Origin of the sequence: Streptomyces sp. NPDC005195 (assembly GCF_040608315.1) — a bacterium.
In the GTDB taxonomy this organism is placed as follows: Bacteria; Actinomycetota; Actinomycetes; order Streptomycetales; family Streptomycetaceae; genus Streptomyces; species Streptomyces kaempferi.
In genome coordinates this window covers 20,668-36,507 of record NZ_JBEXHZ010000030.1, presented here as the reverse complement: position 1 = coordinate 36,507, position 15,840 = coordinate 20,668, and the positions used below count along the sequence as shown (strand labels likewise).

The window sequence follows — 15,840 nt, the reverse complement described above, 5'->3', positions numbered from 1 at the left end:
GACGGTCGCGCCCGGCACCCAGACGCAACCTGCCCGATCTTCGCCGGGACCTCCGATGTCCTGCCGAGCCTTCGGATACGGCAATGCCCTCCGGGCGCCGACTGCGCCGCGTACCCCTCCTGAGGGCACCATCCAACACAACCGAACGCGAGGCTCGGGCCTCCTCCCCACTCCAATGCGTCGTCAAGGGTTCTGACGGGATATCGGACAGTCCTCGCCCCTCCTCTTCCAACAGAGTCAGACACGTCCTACCGTAAACGCGCACTCTTGTCGCGGACATGCAGACAGGCTCGTCTTTCGCGAGTTCGGAGGAACGTAACGATGCGTCACCCTCACACCCGCACCACCCGCAGCAGATTGGTCGGAGCACTCGCCGCGGGACTGTTGTGTACGACCGGCCTCGCCGCGCCGGCACTGGCCGCCCCCGTCACGGACCCGGTCGCCCCCGCGCCGGCCGACGGTCTCGCCCTCACCCCGCCGATGGGCTTCAACAACTGGAACTCCACGCACTGCCGCGAGGAGTTCAACGAGAGCATGGTCAAGGGGATCGCCGACCTCTTCGTCGAGAAGGGCCTCAAGGACGCCGGGTACCAGTACGTCAACCTGGACGACTGCTGGGCCCTGCCCTCCCGGGACGCGGACGGCGAACTGGTCCCCGACCCGGCCCGGTTCCCCGACGGGATCAAGGCGGTCGCCGACTACGTGCACGCCAAGGGGCTCAAGCTCGGCGTCTACACCAGCGCGGGCACGAAGACGTGCGACAGCGCGGGCTTCCCCGGCGCCCTGGGCCACGAGTACAGCGACGCCCGGCAGTTCGCGGACTGGGGCGTCGACTACCTCAAGTACGACAACTGCAACAACCAGGGCGTGGACGCCAAGCTGCGCTACACGACCATGCGGGACGCGTTGCGGGCCGCTTCCCGGGAAACAGGGCGCCCCATCGTCTACAGCATCTGCGAGTGGGGGGAGAACAAGCCCTGGGAGTGGGCGTCCGACGTCGGACATCTGTGGCGCACGACCGGGGACATCAGCGACAACTGGGGCTCGATGCTGTCGATCCTCAAGCAGAACCTGCCCCTTGCCCCGTACGCCGGTCCCGGGCACTGGAACGATCCGGACATGCTGGAGGTCGGCAACGGCGGGATGACCGACACCGAGTACCGGTCGCACTTCTCCCTGTGGTCGGTCATGGCCGCACCGCTGCTCATCGGCTCCGACCTGCGCAAGGCGACCCCCGCCACCTTCGACATCCTCGCCAACAAGGAAGTCGTGGCGGTCGACCAGGACCCCCTCGGCAAACAGGGCACCGTGCTCTCCTCCGGGGGCGGCCGCTGGGTGGTCGTCAAGGAGATGAGGGACGGCAGCCGCGCGGTGGCGCTGTTCAACGAGACCGGCGGCGCCCAGCGCATCGCCACCACCGCGGCGGCCGTGGGACTCCCGGCCGCTCCCGCCTACACCTTGCGCGACCTGTGGCGGCACCGGAGTTACAACACCGCGGGCGGCATCTCCGCGACCGTCCCCGCGCACGGCACGGTGCTGGTCCGCGTCGCGGCCGGACACGGCTGGGCCGCACAGCCCCCCGCAGTCGAACTCGGCCTGGAAAATACCCCGTTGGTCGAAGCAGGAGAGCAGGCGACGCTGACGACGACGGTCACCGACCTCGGCCGCACGACGGCACGACACGTCGCCGTGCAGCTCGGCGGGCCCGCGGACTGGACGATCAGGGCGGCGTCACCGACCACCATGCCCGCGGTGCCGACCGGCCGTTCGCTGCGCACGAAGTGGCGGCTCACCGTACCCGAGGGCACCGCCACCGGATCGTACGACCTGACGCTGCGGACGACGTACCGTTCGCCGCGCGGCGAACGCGTCGAGAGCGTGCTGCCCGTGACCGCCTCCGTGGTCGTGCCCCCTCCCTCGGGCACCTCCTCCCTCGGCGACCTGCCCTGGATGTCGGCGGCCAACGGCTACGGGCCCGTCGAGCGCGACACGAGCAACGGCGAGAGCGCCGCGGGCGACGGTCATGCGATCACCCTCGGCGGTGTCGTCCACGCCAAGGGCCTCGGCGCGCACGCCGCGAGCGCCGTCGAGTACTACACCGGCAAGGAGTGCGAGAGCGTCACGGCGGACGTCGGGGTCGACGACGAGAAGGGCGACAGGGGCACCGTCGCCTTCGAGATCTGGGCGGACGGCACCGAGGTCGCCTCGACCGGGGTGCTCACCAACGCGATGCCCGCGCAGCCGGTCTCGGCCGACGTGAGCGGCGCCGAGGTGGTCCGGCTGGTCGTCACCGACGGCGGTGACGGGATCGATTCGGACCACGCCGACTGGGCCGACGCGCGGCTGACCTGCTGAGCGGCCCGCCCGGACGACGGGGGGCCGGTAGGCCACCCGGCTTGCTGAGCGGGTGAGCGGCTTTCCCGGAAGGGGGAGCCGCTCACCGGCCTCCCGACCGCCTGACCGACCCATCGCGACGTGACCGACACTCCGGCCCGGCCAGTCGGCCGGCTGTCGAGCCGTCGCCCGACTGTCGAACCGATCAGATGGCCGGAAGGCCGGAGAACCGAACGCCCGGGTGCCGTGACGACCGGGAACCCCGACCAGTCACTCCGCCTGTTCACTCGTCCGCGTCACTCATCCCCGTCACCCGACCCCGCCCCACCCGTCCCCGTAACCCGGACGCGGCACTCAGCCGCCGACCCGCGCGGCCGTCCCGTTCGGCTGCCTGCTGAGCGCGGCCGCCGCCGCGCCGACCAGACCGGCGTCCGTGCCCATCAGCGCGGGCGCCACGGTCAGCCGCCGCACGAAGGACAGCGTCGCGTAGTCGCCCAGCGCCCTGCGCAGCGGATCGAGGAGCACGTCGCCCGCCTTGCCCACACCTCCGCCGATGACGGCGATGTCGATCTCGACGAGGGTCGCGGTGGCCGCGATCCCCGCCGCGAGCGCCCTGGCCGCCCGCTCGAAGGAGGCCACCGCCACCGGATCGCCCGCACGGGCGGCGTCGGCCACCGCGGCGGCCGAGGTGTCGCCGTCGGGTCCGGGCAGCCAGCCGCCCTCAAGGGCGCGCCGAGCGATGTTCGGGCCGCTCGCGATGCGCTCCACACAGCCCCGGGAGCCGCACGGGCAGAGGTCGCCGTCGAGGTCCACGCTGATGTGCCCGATGTGGCCCGCGTTGCCGGTGGGGCCCGCGTGCAGCTGTCCGTTCAGGACCAGCCCGCCACCGACGCCCGTCGACACCACCATGCACAGGGCGTTGTCGTGCCCACGGGCGGCACCCTGCCAGTGCTCGGCCGCGGTGATGGCGACGCCGTCGCCGATCAGCTCGACGGGCAGACCGCCCGTGGCCTTGCGGACCCGCTCGACCAGCGGATAGTCACGCCAGCCCGGCACGTTCACGGGGCTCACGGTGCCCGCCGAGGCGTCCACCGGGCCCGCGCTGCCGATGCCGACGGCCGCGGCCCTGCTCCACAGCGGGGAGACGGTGAGTTCACCGACCACGGCCTCCACGGCCCCCATGACGGTGTCGCCGCCCTCCTGCGCGGGCGTCGCACGCTGCGCGCGCAGGAGGATCCGGCCACGGCCGTCCACCAGCGCTCCGGCGATCTTGGTGCCGCCGATGTCGAGCGCGGCCACGAGGTCGGTGTGCATCAGTGTCAGTTCTCCTGGTGAACCTTGCGAAACAGGGCAGACCGGTCTCGCGGTGGGGGGCGCAGGCCGGAGAATGCGGTGAACAGTGTCCCCTGCATCTGACAACGTTGTCCAGGCTCTATGCTCGACGCCACATCCTCATACATCCCCATGGACCGTCGCATCACCGGGGGCGACAGGAATGATCGCATCACCGTGGACGACAGGACAGGACAGCGCATCGTGGCAGAGACCGCCCGCCGATCCGAGAACCGTTACGGCAATCGCCCGACCATGAAGGACGTGGCGGCGCGCGCCGGCGTGGGTCTCAAGACGGTCTCACGCGTGGTCAACGGCGAGCCGGGCGTGACCCCGGACACCGAGCGCCGGGTGCAGGAGGCCATCGACGCGCTGGGCTTCCGGCGCAACGACAGCGCGCGGGTACTGCGCAAGGGCAGCACCGCGAGCATCGGCCTCGTCCTGGAGGACCTCGCGGACCCGTTCTACGGCCCGCTCAGCCGCGCGGTGGAGGAGGTGGCCCGTGCCCACGGCGCGCTGCTCATCAACGGCTCCAGCGCCGAGGACCCGGAGCGTGAGCAGGAACTGGTCCTCGCGCTGTGCGCGCGCCGGGTGGACGGACTGGTCGTCATTCCGGCCGGCGACGACCACCGCTACCTCGAACCCGAGATCAAGGCGGGCGTCGCCACCGTGTTCGTGGACCGCCCGGCGGGACAGATCGACGCCGACGTGGTCCTCTCGGACAGCTTCGGCGGGACCCGGGACGGCGTGACCCATCTGATCGACCACGGTCACCGCCGGATCGGCTTCATCGGTGACATGCCCCGCATCCACACGGCCGCCGAGCGGCTTCGCGGCTACCGCGCGGCCATGGAGGACGCGGGCATAGTGGTCGAGCCCGCCTGGATGTCCCTGGGTGTCACGGATCCGCTGCGGGTGCGTGTCGCCGCGGAGGAGATGCTCTCGGGCGACTCCCCGGTGACCGCGATCTTCGCGGGCAACAACCGTGTGACCGTCACGGTGGTCCGGGTCCTCGCCGAGCACGGACGCCCCGTCGCCCTGGTCGGCTTCGACGACATCGAGCTCGCCGACCTCCTCCAGCCGGGTGTCACCGTCGTCGCCCAGGACGCCGCCGCCCTCGGCCGCACCGCCGCCGACCGGCTCTTCCGCCAGCTCGACGGAACCCTCATCACCCCGGAACGCATAGAGCTGCCGACCCGTCTGATCACCCGCGGCTCGGGTGAACTGCCGCCCTCGGCCTGAGTCGTGGCCGCCCGGACCCTTGCGGCCCCGAAGCCCCGGGTGTGGACGCGGCGTCCCTCGCGCGCTCGCCGGGACGAGCGGTTCCCGGTCCGAGGGTCCGGACTCCTCGCCGGTGAAGGGCTGTTGCCGCTGACGCGCCGGATCCGCGACGATCGCGTACCGGTCCTCGCGGCCGGCTGGAACACCTGTGCCGCCCGACTCCGGTGCGGGACGGCCCGGTTGGGGATACGCGGCACGGGCCTCACGGGGAAGGCACACGTCGGGAACGCAGGGATGACGACGTCTCGTACGACGGCATCTCGTACGACGGCATCTCGTACGACGGCATCTCGTACGACGGCGTCGGCCGGGGCAGGCTGAGGTCCCCGTCGCCGACCCACGCCCCGGGCCGGGCGCCCCGATTGCCCCGTGCCCGGTGGACGCGGACCCGAAGGCGCGCGGGACGCCACCGAGTCCTCGTGGGGACGCGGCGGTGGTCGGGGGCGGCGGTCCGGCCGCCCGCCCACACGGGCGGACCTCGGTGTCCTGGCCGAGGAGGCGGCCGCGGGCGGGCCCGCGGTCCACGCCGGCCTGGGAGCCACGTCCCGGCAGTTCCGTACTCCGCGGTTCCGCATGCCGCTCCGTACTCCACGGCTCCGCATGCGGCCCTTCCGCAGGTCGCGGTCGCGTAGGAACGCACGTTCCTCGGACATGCCACGTACGCCCCGCGTGCGTCACGTTCCTCACATGTCCCGTGTTCCCCACACGCCCTGGGGCCTGCACACCCCGCGTGCCCCGCGGGGCCCACACACCGCAGGCCCCGCAGGCCGCCCTACTTCGCCGAGGCGGTCAGATCTCCGCGCCTCGGCGCGGCGAAACCCTCCAGGTCCGCCCGTGTCAGGCCCGCGAGCCGGGCCACCTCCGCGATGTCGAGGGCGCCGCAGTCCAGGCCGCGCAGAAGGTAGCCACTGAGCGCCTTGGCGGTGGCGGGTTCGTCCATGATGTCGCCGTCGGTGCGGTTGGCGTAGCGGGCCAGGCGCGCGGCGGCCTGCGCGAAGCCCTCCCGGTAGAAGGCGAACACGGCCGCGTAGCGGGTCGGGATGTGGCCGGGGTGCATGTCCCAGCCCTGGTAGTAGGCGCGGGCCAGGGCGCGGCGGGTGAGGCCGTAGTGCAGTCGCCAGGCGTCGTGCACCTTCTCCGTCGGGCCGACCGGCAGCACGTTCGTGGAGCCGTCCGACACGCGTACGCCGGTGCCCGCGGCGGCGACCTGCATGATCGCCTTGGCGTGGTCGGCGGCCGGGTGGTCGCTGGCCTGGTGGGCGGCGCTGACGCCGAGGCAGGCGCTGTAGTCGAAGGTGCCGTAGTGCAGGCCCGTGGCGCGGCCCTCGGCGGCCTGGATCATCCGGGCGACGGTCGCGGTGCCGTCGGTCGCGAGGATGGACTGGCTGGTCTCGATCTGGATCTCGAAGCCGATCCGTCCGGGCGCGAGACCGCGCGTCTTCTCGAACTCCTCCAGCAGCCGTACCATCGCGGTGACCTGCTCCGCGTACGTCACCTTGGGGAGGGTGAGGACCAGCCCCTCGGGCAGACCGCCCGCGTCCATCAGGCCGGTGAGGAAGACGTCGAGCGTACGGATGCCCCGCCGGCGGACCGATGCCTCCATGCACTTCATGCGGATGCCCATGTACGGAGCCGCCGTGCCGTCGGTGTACGCCTGCGCGATCAGCCGGGCCGCGCGCGCCGCCGCCTCGTCCTCCTCGGCGTCCGGACGCGGGCCGTAGCCGTCCTCGAAGTCGACCCGCAGGTCCTCGACGGGCTCCCGCTCCAGTTTGGCCCGCACCCGGTCGTACACGGGCCCGGCGAGGTCGTCGGCGAGGCCGAGGACCGCGGCGAAGGAGGCGGCGTCGGGGGCGTGCTCGTCGAGGGCCGCGAGCGCCCGGTCGCCCCAGGAGCGGACGGTGTCGGCGGTGAACGCGTCCGCGGGGACGTACACGGTGTGGACGGGCTGCCGGGTGCCGGGGTCTCCGGGATAGCGGCGCTCCAGTTCGGCGTCGACCGGGGCGAGAGAGGCGCTGATCTCCTCGCTGACGGCGCCCGCGAGGCTTGTCGCCACGTTCTCCTGCTGGCCCTTGCCCATCCCACACCCTCCTGTTTTCCGCTTCACGGAATCAATAATCCGTAGAGCGAAGTTATCCATGGCGCTTCCCGTGGTCAACACCTGTCCGCACCCTGGTCCGTCGCCTTCTCTCCTGCCCCATGCCTTCTTTCGCGCACCGCCCCGCACCCCTCATGCTGGCCGTGCGGGGAGGGGATGACATGTCGAACATCCGCCGGGTGACCCGGCGCCTGGGTCTGCGGACCGCGGTGGCCGCCGCGGTGACCGTGCCCCTGCTCGGTACGGCGGCGTCCGTGTCCGCCGGCGGCGGCGGACGCCCGCTGGACGTCATGACGTTCAACCTGCGCTTCGCGAGCACCGCCGAGCCGCACAGCTGGGCCGCGCGCCGTCCGGTGATGCGCGAGCTGCTGCGCCGGACGGGCCCCGACGTCATCGGTACCCAGGAAGGCCTCTACCCGCAGGTGCGTGACATCGCGTCCGACCTCGGACGGCGTTACGACTGGATCGGCACCGGCCGCGCGGGCGGCAGCCGTGACGAGTTCGCGGCGGTCTTCTACGACACCGATCGCCTCGCCCCGGCCGGGTACGACCACTTCTGGCTGTCCGACACACCCGAGGTGATCGCCTCGAACACCTGGGGCGGCTCCCACATCCGCATGGTCACCTGGGTCCGCTTCCGTGATCTGCGCGCCGGCGGACGGGAGTTCTACGTCCTCAACACCCATCTGGACAGCGGGAGTCCGTACGCGCGCATGCGTGCCGCCGCGCTGATCGGGCAGCGGATCGCCGGGCTCGACCGCGCCCTGCCGGTCGTGGTGACCGGGGACTTCAACAGCGCCGCCCACAAGAACCCGGTCTACGACGCGATGCTGAGCGCCGGTCTCGTCGACACCTGGGACACCGCGGCCGAGCGCGGCGCCCCGTACGCCACCTTCCACGGCTACGGCCCCCTGGTGCCCGGCGGCGACCGCATCGACTGGATCCTCACCACACCCGGGGTGCGCGCGGACCGGACGGCGGTCGACACCTTCGCTCCGGACGGGCGGTATCCGAGCGACCACCTGCCCGTGCGGGCCACTCTGCGCCTGGGATGAACCGAGGCCCCCGTGACCGCGCGGGCGGTCACGGGGGCCTCGTACGGCCGGACTCGGTCAGCCCTTGCGGGTCTTGATCTCGTCGGTGAGCTGCGGGACGACCTCGAAGAGGTCGCCGACCACGCCGTAGTCGACGAGGTCGAAGATCGGGGCCTCGGCGTCCTTGTTGATCGCGACGATCGTCTTCGACGTCTGCATGCCGGCGCGGTGCTGGATGGCGCCGGAGATGCCGGAGGCGATGTACAGCTGCGGCGAGACGGACTTGCCGGTCTGGCCGACCTGGTTGGAGTGCGGGTACCAGCCGGCGTCCACCGCGGCGCGCGAGGCGCCCACGGCCGCGCCGAGGGAGTCGGCGAGGTTCTCGATGACCGAGAAGTTCTCGGCGCCGTTGACACCACGGCCGCCGGAGACCACGATCGCGGCCTCGGTCAGCTCGGGGCGGCCGCTCGCCTCACGCGGGGTGCGCGCGGTGACCTTGGTGCCGGTGGCCTTCTCCGAGAAGGAGACGGCGAGGGCCTCGACCGCGCCGGCGGCCGGGGCGGCCTCCACGGCGGCGCTGTTGGGCTTGACCGTGATGACCGGGGTGCCCTTGGAGACACGGGACTTGGTGGTGAAGGAGGCGGCGAACGCGGACTGCGTCGCGACCGGACCCTCGTCACCGGCCTCCACGTCGACCGCGTCGGTGATGATGCCGGAGCCGATACGGATCGCGAGGCGGGCCGCGATCTCCTTGCCCTCGGCGGAGGTCGGGACGAGCACGGCGGCCAGGGAGCCCCCGGCGGACACCACCTCGTACGCGGCCTGCAGCGCGTCCACCTTCGGCACGACCAGGTAGTTGGCGTACTCGGCGGCGTCGTGCGTGAGGACCTTCACCGCGCCGTGCTCGGCGAGCACAGCGGCGGTGTTCTCGGCACCGGAGCCGAGGGCGACGGCGACGGGCTCGCCGATGCGGCGGGCCAGCGTCAGCAGTTCCAGGGTGGGCTTGCGGACGGCGCCGTCCACGTGGTCGACGTAGACGAGAACTTCAGCCATGGGACTTCTTCTCTCCTGCTTACGAAAGATGAGGGGTGGTCGGCGTGTCGGGGTTCAGCGGGCCTCGAACGGGCCTCAGATGAACTTCTGGCCCGCGAGGAACTCGGCGAGCTGCTTGCCGCCCTCGCCCTCGTCCTTGACGATCGTGCCGGCGGTGCGCGCCGGGCGCTCGGTCGCGGCGTCGACCTTGGTCCAGGAACCGTCGAGACCGACCTCGTCCGCCTCGATCTCCAGGTCCTCCAGGTCCCAGGACTCCACCGGCTTCTTCTTGGCGGCCATGATGCCCTTGAAGGACGGGTAGCGCGCCTCGCCCGACTGGTCGGTCACCGACACGACGGCCGGCAGGGAGGCCTCCAGCTGCTCGGAGGCGGTGTCGCCGTCACGGCGGCCCTTCACGACGCCGTCCTCGACGGAGACCTCGGACAGCAGCGTGACCTGCGGGACACCCAGACGTTCCGCGAGGAGCGCCGGGACGATACCGGCGGTGCCGTCGGTGGACGCCATGCCGGAGATCACCAGGTCGTAGCCGGCCTTCTCGATCGCCTTGGCGAGGACCAGCGAGGTGCCGATGGCGTCGGTGCCGTGCAGGCCGTCGTCCTCGACGTGGATGGCCTTGTCGGCACCCATCGACAGCGCCTTGCGCAGCGCGTCCTTGGCGTCCTCGGGACCGACGGTCAGCACGGTGATCTCGGCGTCGTCCGCCTCGTCGGCGATCTGCAGTGCCTGCTCCACCGCGTACTCGTCGAGCTCCGAGAGCAGACCGTCCACGTCGTCACGGTCGACGGTCAGGTCATCGGCGAAGTGCCGGTCGCCAGTGGCGTCGGGCACGTACTTCACAGTGACAACGATCCTCAAGCTCACGCCGGCTCTCCTACTGCATCGTCATTTCTGGGCTGCCTTCTTTCAGGCAGCATAGGCGCCTGAAGCGGCCGATCCCGGTCGGGGCGGCCCGCGCTCCGACCGAAATATTACTCACCAGTACATCCATTTCCTGTCCACTGAGCAAGCGCTTTGCACTGTGACCTTGGCAACGCTGTGTAACCGACGAGTAGGTTCGGAAACGGCCGGGTCAGTCGCGCAGGCCGTTGAACCGGCCCTGGTGATAGAGGAGCGGGCTCCCGGTGCCCGAGGGGTCGCCGAGGACCACCTCGGCCAGCACGATGCGGTGGTCCCCCGCCGGGACCCTGGCCACGATCCGGCACACGAGCCAGGCCAGCACGTCGTCGAGAACCGGAACGCTCTCGGGCCCCGCGCGCCATTGGGTGGGCGCGCCGAAACGGTCGGCGCCGCTCCTGGCGAAGGTGGCGGCCAACTCCCGCTGATGCTCGCCGAGTATGTGCACGCCGACGTGGTCGGACTCGGAGATCGCCGGCCAGCTCGACGCGCCGGAGCCGACACCGAAGGAGATGATCGGGGGTTCCGCGGAGACCGAGGTGAGCGAGGTGGCGGTGAAACCGACCGGGCCACCGTCACCCCGGGCCGTGATCACGGCGACACCGGCGGCGTGCCGCCGGAAGACGGAGCGCAGCAGTTCGGGCGAGGCGAGCTGGTAGGTGCCGAGGCCGGGCGTGGCCGTCATGGAGTCGTCCTCACTGCGAGAGGTGTCGTGGGGGTCCCCCGTCCGGGCGTCGCCGAGGGCGGGAGAGGGTCCGCAGGTGCTCAACGGACCGGACAGCACGCACTGGCGGTGCGGACCAGGTCCACGTGGACACGCTCGAAGAGAAGGAGTTCCAGGGGCATACGGTCAGGCTGACGATAGGTGGACCGTGCAGTCAAGTGCGGCCCGGCCTTTGGGAGCTGTCTCACCGTCGCCTCACAGGTGGACGGAGTCGGTCCGGGCCGGCCGGATCCCGCCGGTCCGACGGGTCACACGGCCTCGCCGAGTGCCGCGATCACATCCGCCTTGCGCGGCTGGCCGCTCGCGCGGCGCACGATCCGTCCTTCGGCGTCCAGGACGAGCACGGTCGGCGTCTTGAGGATGTCCAGTTCACGGACGAGGTCGAGGTGGTCCTCGGCGTCGATCTCGACATGGGACACGCCGGGCACCAGCCCGGCGACCTCGGCGAGCACCTTCCGGGTGGCCCGGCAGGGGGCGCAGAAGGCGCTGGAGAACTGGACGAGCGTGGCCCGTTCGCCGAGCCCCTCCCCCAACTCCGCCGCGCCGAGCCGCTTTCCGCCGTCCCGTCCGCGCACTCTCACCCTCCCGCTCCGCCGCCGGTGCAGCAGTCCGTATCCGCTCGCCGCGGCGAGCACCACCACGCACACCACAAGTCCGCTCATCATGTGCACAAGCATTCATGAGACCGCAAAGATTCCCACGGCCGCGGATCGCCTCCACTGCGGAATGCTTGATTCATGGACATCGATGTGAGGGGGCCGCGGTTCGGCGCGGCCGTGACGACCGTCGTACTGGCGGCCGTACTGGTCACCGGCAGCGCCTGGCTACTGGCCTGGCAGACACTGGCCTTCGCGCTGGGCACGGCGGGAGGCGTGACGCGCTCGCCGTACGGCCTGCTGTTCAAGACCGCCGTACGTCCCCGGATCGGGCCGCCGGCCGAGTTCGAGGCGCCGGAGCCACCGCGGTTCGCCCAGGCCGTCGGGCTGGCGTTCGCCGCGGTGGGGCTGATCGGTTACACGGTGGGGCCGGCTGGCTGGGGCTCGCGGCGACCGGTTGCGCGCTGGCGGCCGCGTTTCTGAATACGGCGTTCGGGTACTGCCTGGGGTGCGAGATGTACCTGCTCGTGCGCCGGGTATCAGTACGCGTTCAGTAAAGGCGAGTTAAAAGTCCGAGGTGGATCACGGGGGCGACGTGACGAGGATCTCGCCGCCGCGAGGCACCAGGACTGGCCACTCGTCCGTTCTTCGGGCACGATCTGCGCAATGCCGTAAACCTACGGCTGCGTAACTTCCCGCCGGGGGGACCCCTTCCCAGGCAGAGAGAAGGGTCCACCCCGTCCATGGCAGAGCTTGTCTACCGTCCCGTCGTCGGTCTCGCCCAAACGCTGTTCAGGGCCTGGGACCTCAAGATCGACTGCAAGGGATCGGAGAACATTCCGCGCTCGGGCGGCGCCGTGCTGGTCAGCAACCACATCAGCTACCTGGACTTCATCTTCGACGGTCTGGCCGCCCTGCCGCAGAAGCGCCTGGTGCGTTTCATGGCGAAGGAGTCGGTGTTCCGGCACCGGATCTCCGGTCCGCTGATGCGGGGCATGAAGCACATCCCGGTGGACCGGCAGCAGGGTGAGACCGCTTACCAGCACGCGCTGAAGTCGCTGCGCTCCGGCGAGATCGTGGGCGTCTTCCCCGAGGCGACCATCTCGCAGTCCTTCGCGCTGAAGAGCTTCAAGTCCGGTGCCGCGCGCATGGCCCAGGAGGCCGGCGTCCCGCTGATCCCGATGGCGCTGTGGGGCACCCAGCGACTGTGGACCAAGGGACACCCGCGCAACTTCAAGCGCAGCCACACCCCGATCACGATCCGGGTGGGCGAGCCGATGGAGGCCCCGCAGGACCAGTACGCGGGCGCCATCACCCGGCGACTGCGCGAGCGTGTCCAGGAGCTCCTGGAGGCCGCGCAGCGCGCCTATCCCGTCCGCCCCAAGGGACCGGACGACACCTGGTGGATGCCCGCGCACCTCGGCGGTACGGCACCGACCCCCGAAGAGGTCAAGGCGGCCGAGGCACACTGAACCGTCACTCCGGGGCGTGCACCGTGACGCGTGCCCCGGGGCTGAACTTCTCCAGCAGTCCGGCGAGTTCGGCGGCCGCCGCCTCGATCGCGGCCACCGGCACCGGTGCGAGACCTTCCAGCAGGAAGATCGCGGAGGTGGACTCCTCCGTGAGGCGGGTACGCGGTCCCTGGCGCCAGTTCCAGCGCCGGCAGGTCACGCCGGTCCCGTCGCGCCACACCACTTCGCCCGCGTCCGGGTGCTCGACGGTGTCGGTGCCGCCCGCGACGGTCGCGAACTCCTCGTCGCCCGTGGCCCGTACGAGCCGCATCCCGCCGCTGACGTGCTCGATGTCCTCACCGCCGACCGGGATCAGGTGGGCGACGCTGATCGCGTTGTAGAGGTCGACCAGCAGGTTGATCCGGGGCAGTCCGGTGTCCGACAGGGCGCGTCTGGCCAGCGCCTCCGCCGAGTTGCGGGTGCGTGAGGGCTTGGACCCGAAGGCCGTGTAGACCTCCCGCCAGGCGGCCATGTGCGGGTCCTCGTGCGGGGCACGGCCGCCCAGTCGCCCGGCCAGCCGGCGGGCCGCGTCGTCGAGCAGCGCCGAAGTCCCCTCGGTGCTCGGCCCGTTGGCGAGTCCGTACGCCTCGACGGCGACGTGGGTGAAGCCGGGTGCCAGGGCGCGCACCTCGTCGGACACGGTGAGCGTGAGAGTCATGATCCGCGGTGCCTGCCTTGCCTCGGAGTGCGGTGGGGAGCGTCTTCCAGGGATACGACCGGTCGGGGGCTGCCCTGAGGGCGCTCAGCACGACCGGATGAGGTTCAGCGTACAGGACTGGATGGTCCAGCTCATTGGACTCCAGGTCGGGCGTGAGGGCTTGCACGGGGCGTGGGGCGTGGCACCGGCGGGACCCCCGTGACAACAAACCGGGGGTGGACGCGCCGTCCTCCCTGGACGGCGAACGGCTTGTGTCGCGCACGAACGCGAAGGCCGCTCGCGCATAGGCATACGAGTCGGACGCTCCCCGCGCGAGCCGGGCAGCCGTCTCCCGCACCAGCGGATGACGGCGGTCGATCACCTCGCCGTCGGCCAAGCAGGCGGAGAGGCCGGGGTTTTCCTGGACGAGCTCCATCCCCGCAGAGCATAGGAATACGGCCGACCGGGAGTCAATGACTCTTCGATCGACCGTATGTCTATGCAGTATCCGGAGAGACGACGCGCCGCACCCTAGTGGTGGGCCATCTCCTCCTTGAGCGCGGCCAGGAACCCGTCGACGTCGTCCTCGGTCGTGTCGAAGGAGCACATCCAGCGGACGTCGCCCGCGGCCTCGTCCCAGAAGTAGAAGCGGAACCGCTTCTGCAGCCGCTCGCTCACGTCGTGCGGAAGGCGGGCGAAAACCGCGTTGGCCTGGACCGGGTGGAGGATCTCCACGCCGTGCACCGCGCGGACGCCCTCGGCCAGCCGCTGCGCCATCCCGTTGGAGTGGCGGGCGTTGCGCAGCCACAGGTCCTTGGCGAGCAGCGCCTCCAACTGCACGGAGACGAAGCGCATCTTGGAGGCCAGCTGCATCGAGAGCTTGCGCAGGTGCTTCATGTGCCGGACGGCGTCCTGGTCGAGGACGACGACGGCCTCCCCGTACAGCGCGCCGTTCTTGGTCCCGCCCAGGCTCAGGATGTCGACGCCGACCGCGTTGGTGAACGTCCGCATCGGGACGTCGAGCGAGGCGGCGGCGTTGGCTATCCGGGACCCGTCCAGGTGCACCCTCATGCCGTGCGCGTGGGCGTGGTCGCAGATGTCACGGATCTCGTCGGGGGTGTAGAGCGTGCCCAGCTCGGTGCTCTGGGTGATCGAGACGACCTGCGGCATGGCGCGGTGCTCGTCGTCCCAGCCGTACGCCTGCCGGTCGATGAGCTCGGGGGTGAGCTTGCCGTCGGGCGTCGGGACGGTGAGCAGTTTGAGGCCGCCCATGCGCTCGGGCGCGCCGCCCTCGTCGACGTTGATGTGCGCGCTCTCGGCACAGATCACCGCGCCCCAGCGGTCGGTGACCGCCTGGAGCGCGACCACGTTGGCGCCGGTGCCGTTGAAGACCGGGAAGGCCTCAGCGGTAGCACCGAAGTGGCTGCGGATGATCTTCTGGAGGTTCGCCGTGTAGTCGTCCTCGCCGTACGCGACCTGGTGTCCGCCGTTGGCGAGCGCGACCGCGGCGAGCACCTCGGGGTGAGCGCCCGCGTAGTTGTCGCTGGCGAAGCCGCGGACGGCCGGGTCGTGGTGACGCCGGGCGTCGGTCTTGGGAGGGTTCACGGCTTCTCGGTCAGCCACAGACGTTTTCCGTTCACTTCACCGGCGGGCAGGTCCCAGACGCCCGCGATGGACTCCGCCAGCGCGTCGACGTCCGTGAAGCCCGCGAACTTCGCGTTCGGGCGCTCGGCGCGCATCGCGTCGTGCACCAGTGCCTTGACCACCAGGATCGCAGCCGCGGAGGTCGGACCCTCCTCGCCCCCCGCCTTGCGGAAGAAGTCGGCCATCGCCAGCGTCCACGCCTCCGCGGCGGCCTTGCCCGCGGCGTAGGCGGCGTTGCTCGCGGTCGGCTTGCTCGCGGCCGCGGCGCTGATCAGGACGTACCGGCCGCGGTCGCTGCGCTGGAGCGCCTCGTGGAAGGCGAGGGAGGTGTGCTGCACGGTGCGGACGAGCAGCAGCTCGAGGAAGTCCCAGTCGTCCAGAATCGTCTTGGTGAAGGTCTCGCTGCCGCGCCAGCCTCCGACGAGGTGGACCAGACCGTCGACACGGCCGAAGTCCTTCTCGATGCGGGTGGCCCAGTCGCGCGTCGACTCCAGGTCGAGCAGGTCGACCGTGTCGCCGACGACGGTGGCGCCGCCGTGCCCGTAGCGGGCCGCGTCCACGGCCGTGGCGAGCCGCTCGGGGTCGTTGTCCGAGCCGACGACGGTCGCGCCCGCGTCGGCGAGCCGGGCCAGCGTCGCGCGCCCGGCGGGTCCACCCGCGCCGGCCACCGCGATCACCGCACCGCTGAGAGCTCCGTTCGCCATC

General features: G+C 71.2%; 14 protein-coding genes and 2 pseudogenes. 6 read left to right on the top strand and 10 right to left on the bottom strand.

What is annotated here, in order from left to right; translation table 11 throughout:
- The first annotated feature begins 321 nt into the window (after window positions 1–321).
- A complete protein-coding gene (locus ABZV34_RS25980) occupies window positions 322–2,355 on the top strand; it encodes an NPCBM/NEW2 domain-containing protein (RefSeq protein WP_356281189.1) in 2,034 nt (677 codons plus the stop codon).
- Between the two features lie 333 nt (window positions 2,356–2,688).
- On the opposite strand, the gene ABZV34_RS25975 is transcribed toward ABZV34_RS25980, so the two are convergent.
- On the bottom strand, window positions 2,689–3,648 hold the full coding sequence (locus tag ABZV34_RS25975; RefSeq protein ID WP_356281186.1) for an ROK family protein: 960 nt from the start codon (window positions 3,646–3,648) through the stop codon (window positions 2,689–2,691).
- A 195-nt stretch (window positions 3,649–3,843) separates the two neighbouring features.
- Between ABZV34_RS25975 and ABZV34_RS25970 the strand changes: the two genes are divergently transcribed.
- Window positions 3,844–4,908: a LacI family DNA-binding transcriptional regulator gene (locus tag ABZV34_RS25970; RefSeq protein ID WP_356281184.1), complete on the top strand. Its 1,065-nt coding sequence runs from the start codon at window positions 3,844–3,846 to the stop codon at window positions 4,906–4,908.
- A gap of 811 nt (window positions 4,909–5,719) precedes the next feature.
- Here the strand turns inward: ABZV34_RS25970 and ABZV34_RS25965 are convergent.
- Entirely contained in the window at window positions 5,720–7,024 is a 1,305-nt protein-coding gene (locus ABZV34_RS25965) for an aldolase/citrate lyase family protein (protein ID WP_356281182.1), read from the bottom strand.
- A 179-nt stretch (window positions 7,025–7,203) separates the two neighbouring features.
- On the opposite strand from ABZV34_RS25965, the gene ABZV34_RS25960 reads away from it, so the two are divergent.
- Entirely contained in the window at window positions 7,204–8,097 is an 894-nt protein-coding gene (locus ABZV34_RS25960; RefSeq protein ID WP_356281179.1) for an endonuclease/exonuclease/phosphatase family protein, read from the top strand.
- Between the two features lie 57 nt (window positions 8,098–8,154).
- On the opposite strand, the gene ABZV34_RS25955 is transcribed toward ABZV34_RS25960, so the two are convergent.
- From ABZV34_RS25955 to ABZV34_RS25935, 5 genes are all read right to left on the bottom strand, one after another.
- Window positions 8,155–9,129: an electron transfer flavoprotein subunit alpha/FixB family protein gene (locus ABZV34_RS25955; protein WP_356281176.1), complete on the bottom strand. Its 975-nt coding sequence runs from the start codon at window positions 9,127–9,129 to the stop codon at window positions 8,155–8,157.
- A 75-nt stretch (window positions 9,130–9,204) separates the two neighbouring features.
- Window positions 9,205–9,990, bottom strand: a complete 786-nt coding sequence (locus ABZV34_RS25950; protein ID WP_356281174.1) for an electron transfer flavoprotein subunit beta/FixA family protein — start codon at window positions 9,988–9,990, stop codon at window positions 9,205–9,207.
- Between the two features lie 208 nt (window positions 9,991–10,198).
- Window positions 10,199–10,708, bottom strand: coding sequence for a flavin reductase family protein (locus ABZV34_RS25945; RefSeq protein WP_356281171.1), 510 nt, complete (start codon window positions 10,706–10,708; stop codon window positions 10,199–10,201).
- A gap of 80 nt (window positions 10,709–10,788) precedes the next feature.
- A complete protein-coding gene (locus tag ABZV34_RS25940) occupies window positions 10,789–10,869 on the bottom strand; it encodes a putative leader peptide (protein WP_356281268.1) in 81 nt (26 codons plus the stop codon).
- 126 nt (window positions 10,870–10,995) lie between these two features.
- Window positions 10,996–11,409 (bottom strand): thioredoxin family protein, encoded by a 414-nt coding sequence (locus tag ABZV34_RS25935; protein ID WP_356281265.1) that lies wholly within the window; start codon window positions 11,407–11,409, stop codon window positions 10,996–10,998.
- 75 nt (window positions 11,410–11,484) lie between these two features.
- Here ABZV34_RS25935 and ABZV34_RS25930 point away from each other — a divergent pair.
- Window positions 11,485–11,900: pseudogene (locus ABZV34_RS25930) on the top strand (DUF4395 domain-containing protein).
- A 186-nt stretch (window positions 11,901–12,086) separates the two neighbouring features.
- Window positions 12,087–12,815, top strand: coding sequence for a lysophospholipid acyltransferase family protein (locus tag ABZV34_RS25925; protein ID WP_356281168.1), 729 nt, complete (start codon window positions 12,087–12,089; stop codon window positions 12,813–12,815).
- Between the two features lie 4 nt (window positions 12,816–12,819).
- Here ABZV34_RS25925 and ABZV34_RS25920 read toward each other — a convergent pair whose 3' ends face one another.
- On the bottom strand, window positions 12,820–13,512 hold the full coding sequence (locus ABZV34_RS25920; RefSeq protein ID WP_356281165.1) for a phenylalanine--tRNA ligase beta subunit-related protein: 693 nt from the start codon (window positions 13,510–13,512) through the stop codon (window positions 12,820–12,822).
- 173 nt (window positions 13,513–13,685) lie between these two features.
- Here ABZV34_RS25920 and ABZV34_RS25915 point away from each other — a divergent pair.
- A pseudogene (locus ABZV34_RS25915) lies at window positions 13,686–13,763 on the top strand (transglutaminase); the annotation flags it as partial.
- Between the two features lie 259 nt (window positions 13,764–14,022).
- Here the strand turns inward: ABZV34_RS25915 and ABZV34_RS25910 are convergent.
- Together ABZV34_RS25910 and ABZV34_RS25905 are read right to left on the bottom strand one after the other, a co-directional pair.
- Window positions 14,023–15,096 carry a low specificity L-threonine aldolase gene (locus ABZV34_RS25910; RefSeq protein ID WP_356281162.1) on the bottom strand — a complete coding sequence of 358 codons (1,074 nt, stop codon included), beginning with the start codon at window positions 15,094–15,096 and terminating at the stop codon, window positions 14,023–14,025.
- Window positions 15,093–15,839: an SDR family NAD(P)-dependent oxidoreductase gene (locus ABZV34_RS25905; RefSeq protein ID WP_356281262.1), complete on the bottom strand. Its 747-nt coding sequence runs from the start codon at window positions 15,837–15,839 to the stop codon at window positions 15,093–15,095. Before ABZV34_RS25905 ends, ABZV34_RS25910 begins: the two co-directional genes overlap by 4 nt.
- Window position 15,840: the final 1 nt, after the last annotated feature.